Annotated in this window: 7 protein-coding genes and 1 pseudogene; 6 read left to right on the plus strand and 2 right to left on the minus strand. The window is 71.7% G+C overall.

The window, feature by feature from the left end; genetic code table 11:
• Positions 1-158 precede the first annotated feature (158 nt).
• The 3 genes from ACXJJV_RS04185 to asd all read left to right on the plus strand — a co-directional run bounded on the left by ACXJJV_RS04185 (position 159) and on the right by asd (position 3,045).
• Positions 159-1,160, plus strand: coding sequence for a lysylphosphatidylglycerol synthase transmembrane domain-containing protein (locus tag ACXJJV_RS04185; RefSeq protein ID WP_456466928.1), 1,002 nt, complete (start codon positions 159-161; stop codon positions 1,158-1,160).
• Positions 1,144-1,854 (plus strand): metallophosphoesterase, encoded by a 711-nt coding sequence (locus ACXJJV_RS04190; protein WP_456466929.1) that lies wholly within the window; start codon positions 1,144-1,146, stop codon positions 1,852-1,854. Before ACXJJV_RS04185 ends, ACXJJV_RS04190 begins: the two co-directional genes overlap by 17 nt.
• Positions 1,855-1,980: 126 nt before the next feature.
• The gene (gene asd / locus ACXJJV_RS04195) at positions 1,981-3,045 is read left to right on the plus strand and encodes an aspartate-semialdehyde dehydrogenase (RefSeq protein WP_456466930.1); all 1,065 of its coding nucleotides are present in this window, start codon (positions 1,981-1,983) and stop codon (positions 3,043-3,045) included.
• Here asd and ACXJJV_RS04200 read toward each other — a convergent pair.
• Positions 3,036-3,506 (minus strand): TIGR00725 family protein, encoded by a 471-nt coding sequence (locus ACXJJV_RS04200; protein ID WP_456466931.1) that lies wholly within the window; start codon positions 3,504-3,506, stop codon positions 3,036-3,038. The two genes, asd and ACXJJV_RS04200, sit on opposite strands and share 10 nt — an antisense overlap.
• Positions 3,507-3,763: 257 nt before the next feature.
• Between ACXJJV_RS04200 and ACXJJV_RS04205 the strand changes: the two genes are divergently transcribed.
• Together ACXJJV_RS04205 and ACXJJV_RS04210 are read left to right on the plus strand one after the other, a co-directional pair.
• Positions 3,764-4,537 carry an indole-3-glycerol phosphate synthase TrpC gene (locus ACXJJV_RS04205; protein WP_456466932.1) on the plus strand — a complete coding sequence of 258 codons (774 nt, stop codon included), beginning with the start codon at positions 3,764-3,766 and terminating at the stop codon, positions 4,535-4,537.
• Positions 4,534-5,376 (plus strand): DUF8167 domain-containing protein, encoded by an 843-nt coding sequence (locus tag ACXJJV_RS04210; protein ID WP_456466933.1) that lies wholly within the window; start codon positions 4,534-4,536, stop codon positions 5,374-5,376. The genes ACXJJV_RS04205 and ACXJJV_RS04210 overlap by 4 nt, the downstream gene beginning before the upstream one ends.
• A gap of 171 nt (positions 5,377-5,547) precedes the next feature.
• Here the strand turns inward: ACXJJV_RS04210 and ACXJJV_RS04215 are convergent, their stop codons facing one another.
• Positions 5,548-6,123: a DUF2119 family protein gene (locus ACXJJV_RS04215; RefSeq protein WP_456466934.1), complete on the minus strand. Its 576-nt coding sequence runs from the start codon at positions 6,121-6,123 to the stop codon at positions 5,548-5,550.
• Between ACXJJV_RS04215 and ACXJJV_RS04220 the strand changes: the two are divergent.
• A pseudogene (locus ACXJJV_RS04220) lies at positions 6,114-7,152 on the plus strand (hypothetical protein); the annotation flags it as partial. The gene ACXJJV_RS04215 and the pseudogene ACXJJV_RS04220 sit on opposite strands and share 10 nt — an antisense overlap.

Here is a 7,152-nt window from a genome sequence, read left to right on the forward strand (position 1 = left end):
CCGGTCAAGGGCCCGCGGGTGACCGCGGGCCCGCCGATATCATGCGGGACTTTCGAGGCCCGTCCGGGCCGGAGACATCCCGCGACCCGGGTTCAAATCCCGGCCGGGGCACCATCCCAAATCGTTACGAGTTCATTAACGATAACGGGGACGCGCCGTTGGACCGGTCCGCCGCGGTGAGAACGCTGATCGGGGCCGGGATCGGCGTCCTCGCCCTCTACCTTACCCTCACCCACCTGACGGACGTCCACCGAGTCCTCCGGACGCTCCTCACCGCGAACCCCCGGTGGATGGCGGCGGCGGGCCTCTGCGAGGCCCTCTGGTTCCTCGCCTGCGTGAACGGGTGGAGAACCACCTTCTCCCCGCTCGGTGAGCACCCACCCCGCCGCTGGCTCCTCACCCTGTACACCGTCAAGCTGATGGTGAACAACCTGCTTTCAGCGGGGCGGGTTCTGGGGGATGCGGCCCGGATCTACTACGCGGCCCGGCTCGGGTGGCCCCTAAGGACCGTCGTGCCCACGGTGCTCGCGGACCTCGTCCTGGGCAACCTGGGGTACCTGCTCGTCGTACTCGCGGCCACGGCGCTGGCGCTGTCGAGCGCCCGCGTTCCCACCGCGCTGACGACGGTGAACGCAGCCGGCCTGATCGCGGGAGCCGGCCTGTGGTCCCTGATGCGGTCCGAGCGGGCGTGCCGGGAGGTGTACGGCTCGGTGCACGGGGCGGCGGAGTCCCTCCTGCGCCGGCTCGGTCATCCGGTGGAGGACGCCGACGCGTTCGCGGAGTCCACCGTCCTGGTCTTCCGGTCCCGAGGGGCCTGGGTGGCCCTGGCCCATTACACCGCGGGCTGGGCGGCGCGGATCCTGCGGCTCTGCTGCGTCACCTGGGCGGTCTGGCCCGCCGCGCCGGCGCTGGTGCCCGTGATCATGTCGATCGCCGTCCGCGGGTCCGCGGTCCTGTCCGTCTCCCCGGCCGGGCTGGGCGTCATAGAAGGGGTCACCGCCGGGGCGCTGGCGATGCTGGGGATCGACCCCTCCCGGGTGGTCGCCGCCCTGCTGCTGGACCGGGTGTACGCGACCCTGCTCCCCGTGGCGCTCGGGGCGGTGGGGATCGTCCTTCTGGAGCGGCGCGCCGGGGTGAGTGACCGTGGACGTGTACGGTGAGCTGGTGAGGATCGGGCGCGTGGCCGCCCTGGCCGACGTGCACGTCGGGGTGGAGGTCGAGCTGCGCCGCCGTGGGATCCGGGTCGTCGACCGGACGGACGCCCGGATCGGGAAGCTGCGGGACCGGCTGGAGTCGCTGGACCCCGAGGTGCTCGTGATCGTGGGGGATCTGAAGCACAACGTGCCCCGGTCCAGCGGCCTGGAGCTCCGGGGCGTGCCCCGGCTGGTGGAGGCGGCGCTGGAGGTGGTGGACGAGGTCGTGGTGGTGAAGGGGAACCACGATGGCCGCGTGGAGGACCTGCTGAGGGGGCTGGAGCGCGTTCGCGTGGTCGGAACGCGGGGGACGCTGATCGAGGGCGTCTACTTCTGCCACGGGCACGCGGAGCCGGACCCGGACCTGTTGGAAAGGGCCAGGATGGTCGTGTTCGGGCACGAGCACCCGGTCTCCGAGGCCGTACCCGGGGTTACGGTGAAGGTGTTCCTGGAGCTCGAGCTCGACCTCGAACGGCTCACTCGGGGGAGGTTGGAGGGTCGGCTGCCCGGCCTGGTTCTGCCGGCGTTCGACGACGTGGTGGGAGGGACGGAGGTCGGGGAGGGCTCGGACGGCGATCGGCTCCTGCTGGCGCACCGTCGCGGCGCGGTGCTGGAGGAGTCCGTCCTGCCCGTGCCGGAGCCGGAGGCGGGTCCGTTCTGACGGGCTCGCCCCCGGAAGTTCTCCTCATCGCGGGGCTCGGGAGAGGGCGCGGACGGTCATCGCCCGGGCCCCCGCTCCCACGGCTTTTTTAACGGCTCTTCTGGCCCGGGTACCGGGGGCGCCGGGATGCCGAAGGTGCGCGTGGGCGTGCTGGGCGCGACAGGGATCGTGGGTCAGAGGTTCGTGAGCCTGCTCGTCGATCATCCCTGGTTCGAGCTGGAGGCGCTGACCGCCTCCCCCCGGTCCGCGGGCAAACCCTACGCGGAGGCCTCGAAGTGGTACCTGAGCGAGCCGCTGCCCGAGGACGTCGCGGAGCTGACCGTGCTGGAGACGGACCCGAAGGAGGTGGAGCGCGAGGCGGACGTGGACCTGGTCTTCTCCGCCCTGCCGTCGGACGTGGCCAGGGAGGTGGAGCCCAAGTTTGCCGAGGCCGGTTTCGCCGTGGCGAGCAACGCGAGCGCGTACCGGATGGAGGAGGACGTCCCGCTCGTGATCCCGGAGGTGAACCCGGACCACCTGGGGCTGATCGACGTGCAGCGGGACGAGCGCGGCTGGAACGGGTTCATCGTGACGAACCCGAACTGCTCCACGATCCAGATGGTGCTCACGCTCAAGCCGCTCATGGACGAGTTCGGGGTCGAGGAGGTCATCGTCTCGACGATGCAGGCCGTCTCCGGTGCGGGGTACGCGGGCGTCCCCTCGATGGCCATCCTGGACAACATCATCCCGTACATCGAGGGCGAGGAGGAGAAGATGGAGACCGAGACGCTGAAGATCCTGGGCGAGCTCGACGGGGACCGGATCGAGCCGGCGGATCTCACCGTCTCCTCGTCGTGTCATCGGGTGCCCGTGCTCGACGGGCACACGGAGGCCATCTTCGTGTCCACGACCGAGGAGGCCGACCCGGAGGAGGCGGCCGAGACGCTCGCGGGGTTCCGGGGGATCCCGCAGGAAAGGGGCCTACCCACCGCTCCCGAGCGGCCCGTCATCGTTCGCGAGGAGGAGGACCGACCGCAGCCCCGGTTCGATCGCGAGGCGGGCGACGGCATGTCCGTGGTCGTGGGGCGGATCCGCCGCGACCCGGTCCTGGACGGGCTGAAGTACGTCTGCGTGGGTCACAACGCGGTGCGCGGCGCGGCCGGTGCGTCCGTGCTCAACGCCGAGCTGCTGGTCAGCGAGGGCTACCTCTGAGCCAACCGCTCGGCCAGGTCCACCGCCTCCCCCGGCGTCTCCGCCCCCTCGATCTCCCCACGCTCCGCCAGCCTCCGGGCCCAGCCCCCGGAGGGTTTCAACCCGATCACGGGACGCCCCATCTTCCGCGCCAGCGCGATCTCCGAGAGCGTACCCCAGCCCCCGGCCACCGCGATCACCGCCTCCCCCGCCCGAACCACCAGCGCGTTCCTCGCCTCGCCCAGCCCGGTCGGCAGCTCGACGTCCACGTACGGGTTCGCCTCCCCGTGCACCTCACCCGGCAGCACGCCCACGGTGAGCCCACCCTCCTCCTTCGCCCCCCGACACGCCGCCTCCATCACGCCGCCGCGCCCACCGCACACCAGCACGTGACCACGACGCGCGATCTCCCTCCCCAGCTCCTCCGCCAGCTCGAGCACGTCCCGGGGCGCGCTGGCGCTCCCGATCACGGCGATCTGCACGGGCGCGGCCCCCTTCAGCTGGCGTAACGTTCCCCATCGCCGCCCGGCTAGGCCAACCGGGTGCTCATCATCGGGTGGGGCGCGGGTCGGGCCCGGGACTCCCGATCATCCCGGTCGGTCAGCTATCATCCGGCTCCTCACACCCGCCGGGACGCGCCCAACCCGCCTAAACTAATTCGGTACCGCCCGCTCGGTCGGGGCGCAGCCACCTCATCCCATCGGTCCAAGCCGATCTCCTCATCGCGGGGGCGCCGGGCGTGAGCGTGCTCGACGAAATCCTGTCCACCGTCCGGGAGCGCGTGGACGAGCTCAGGGGCCGGGAGTTCGAGCCCCGGGCCGGGGACAGGTCCCTCCGGCGGGCGGTCGAGGGCGACGGCGTCGCCGTGATCGCCGAGATAAAACCCTCCTCCCCCTCCGAGGGGCGCCTCCGTAGGGAAACCGAGGAGGCCCTGCGCGAGCGCGCCCGGGCCTACGAGCGAGGCGGGGCGGCCGGCATCTCGGTGCTGACGGAGCCCCGGTACTTCGACGGGCGGCCCGAGTACGTCCCGCTGGTCCGGGAGGAGGTCGACCTGCCCGTGCTGCGGAAGGACTTCATCATCGACCCGGTGCAGGTGGAGGAGAGCGCGCACTACGAGGCGGACGCGATCCTGCTGATCGCGGAGGCGGTGGGCGACCGCGCCCCCGAGCTCATCGACCTGGCCCACGAGCACGGGATGGAGGTCCTGCTGGAGCTGGACCGGAGGGAACACCTGCGGCTGCTGGACGACGCCCGGCCCGACCTGGTCGGGGTGAACAACCGGGACCTGCGCACCCTGGAGGTGGACCTGAACCGCACGCTGGAGCTGGGCCCCGAGGTTAAGGGGAGGACCGACGCCCCCCTGGTCGCGGAGTCCGGCGTTTCGAGCCCGGAGGACGTGCGCCGGCTGGCCCGGGTGGCCGACGCGGTCCTCGTCGGCACGTACCTGATGCGGGCGAGGGACCCGGAGTCGGCCGTGCGAGGCCTGGTCGAGGCCGGGAGGAGCGACCGATGATGTCCCCGGAGAAGCTGGCGTGGGCCGTGCTGCTGGGGGTATCCCGGGGCCTCTACGTGTTCGCCGGCTCGTTCGTGGCAGCCGTGGTCTACCGGTACGTCTCGGAGGAGCGCATCGTCACGACCACCGCCCTCTTCATCGGCCTGCTCACGGCCGGGTTCGCCTCCGGTCCCCAACGGCTGACCGAGCTGGCCTTCACCCAGACCAACGTCGAGGTCCTCGCCTGGGCGATCGCCTCCCTCTTCGCGATCCCGGGACGCGCCTACGGGGACGCCGTCGGGCGCAGGCTCCTCGAGGCCCGTCTCGCCAGCGTGAAGCCGACCACCAAGACGTACCGCCTCCCCCGAGACCCGGACAACATCGAGGACGTCCCGGGCGAGCCGCCGGCCCCGCGGGAGGTCAAAGAGCGGATCGCGGGCCGGGAGTACGAGTTCCCTCGGGGCACCTCGAAGAGGGACGTGGAGCGGGTGATCCAGCGGGACCTCGAGCAGGAGGGGGGAATAGGGCGCGCGATCGTCGAGGTGGGAGAGGACGAGGAGGTCCGCGTCAAGATCGCCGGGGCCAAGCCCCCCGTCTCCCACACCCTGCCCCCAGACAAGGTGGCCGTCTCCGTGGACCCCAAGGGAGGGGCCACCCACGTGGGCGAGGGAGATCGGGTGATCGTCTACGCGGACGGGCGCCGGATCTGCGAGGCGGAGGTGTGGAAGCGCTCCTCCGACGGGGTGGTCCTCGTCGTCGACGCCGACCACGCGGACGAGCTGATGCGGCTCGTCACCAAGGGCAAGGAGGTCTCCCTCGTCGTCAAGCCGACGAAGGCCGACGATGTACCCCGCGGCTAGCCAGGCCGGTCATCCATCGCCCCACGGTCGTCATCCGTCCCGACCCCAGCCTGGGACCGCGGGGCGCATCGGCGGGCCCCTACTCCCCCTCATCGGACCGGAACCTCCGGTTTTCGGGGCCCGCCTCTCGGCCGACCACCCCGACCCCACCACCGGCTAAAAATCATCCGATCAGAACGGCTCCCGGCCCGGGTAGTACCTCCGAAACCGCCGCAACGCCTCCCTCGTAGGCCCCGGAAACCTCCTCCTCAACGCCCGCACGAACCCGGACCGCGTCCGCCCCGGGATCAGGCTCAGAATCTCCCGGGCCACCCGAAGCGCCCCGGGCGTCGGCTCCCGCGGCACCTCCACCGTGAGCGTGAGCGCGTCCCATCCCAGCACCCGCCTGTGCCCCCGGGGCACCGAGCCCAGCAGCACCCCGCACCCGAAGTCTACCAGCCCCGGTACCCCGCCCCGATCCTCCCGCGTCAACCGCTCGTAGGCCTTCCGACGGTAGCAGTGCAGCTCCACGTACGCGTCGAACGGGCGCAGCGACTCCACCACCTCCCTCCACCGACGACCCACCTCCGACCCGTGAAACCCCGGATCCACCGTGCTCACGTACGGTCCCTCCCGCATGACCCGACGCACCCGAAACCCCCGAGGCACCACCCGGTCCACCACCGGCTCCAGGCACCGCCCCTCGTCCCCGTGCACCCCGTACACCAGCACCGGACGACGAATGGGGTGATCCCCGCGTGCGCTCATGGTTCCCCCAGGCCCCCGAGGTGGACACCCCCACCATCGACCCCGAGGAGGCGGAGTCGTACCTGGACGCCGTCCGAGAGCGGATCGAAGCGTACGCGTTCGGCGAGCGCGACTGGCGGAGGAAGCTCCGCACCCGACGCGCCTACCTCCGCCGGATCCGCGGGAACGAGGAGGCCCTGAGCGCGTACGCCGCCCTCCTCACCATCACCGCCTCCGGGCCCCGACCCGCCCATCACCTCGTCGCAGAGGGCGAGGCCGCCCTGGCGGAGACGGCCCTCTACGAGGCCCGTCGGGAGGGCGACGAGCACGACCACCCGGAGGAGCGCGCGCTCCGGGACCTCTACCGGTGGGACGTTCGAGTCCTGGAGCCCAGGCTCCGACTGTACGCCGTGCACTTCACCTACCCTCTCCTCCACCGCTCACCCGGCGGCCAGCGGCTCCGCATCGTCGTGACCGACGACCCCACCGAAGCCCTTCGAGAACTGCACTCCCCCAGCACCCTCGGCGTCCGACTGACGAAACCCGCCGATCGACCCGTCCACACCTGCCCCCGGTGCGGGTACACCCGGCTCGGACGCCCCCGAGAACCCGGCCAGAGCGTCAGTCGCCAGCGCGCCCCGCGCACCTGCCCCGAGTGCCGCACCCCGCTCGTCCGCGTCCCGGACGAGGTCCTGGACGCCCTCCACGAGCCGCAGGGATACCTGGTCATGCACCTCCGCACCCTGGCCCGCACCTTCCGAGAGGACGCCCGACGCCTCACCCTGCGAGACCTCCAACGCGCCCCCAAGAGCGAGGAGCTGCGCGAGACGTGCCTGGACCTGTTCCCCCGCCTTAAGCGGAGGATACAGCGCGCCCGCCGAAGGGCCAAGAAGGGCGGCTTCCCACCCTGCATGAGGCGCCTCCTCGAAAGGGCTCAGGAGGGTGAGAACCTCCCGCACGAGGCCCGCTTCGCCCTGGCCGCCTTCCTCGTCAACGTCGGCTGGGACGAGGACCGGATCGTCGAGGTGTTCTCCAACCTGCCCGACTTCG

This window comes from Methanopyrus sp. (assembly GCF_053997775.1).

Excerpts from the sequence above, each read along its gene's own strand:
- asd (WP_456466930.1), top strand. The coding sequence starts at position 1,981 with ATGCCGAAGGTGCGCGTGGGCGTGCTGGGCGCGACAGGGATCGTGGGT.
- ACXJJV_RS04210 (WP_456466933.1), top strand. The coding sequence starts at position 4,534 with ATGATGTCCCCGGAGAAGCTGGCGTGGGCCGTGCTGCTGGGGGTATCC.
- ACXJJV_RS04215 (WP_456466934.1), bottom strand. The coding sequence starts at position 6,123 with ATGAGCGCACGCGGGGATCACCCCATTCGTCGTCCGGTGCTGGTGTAC.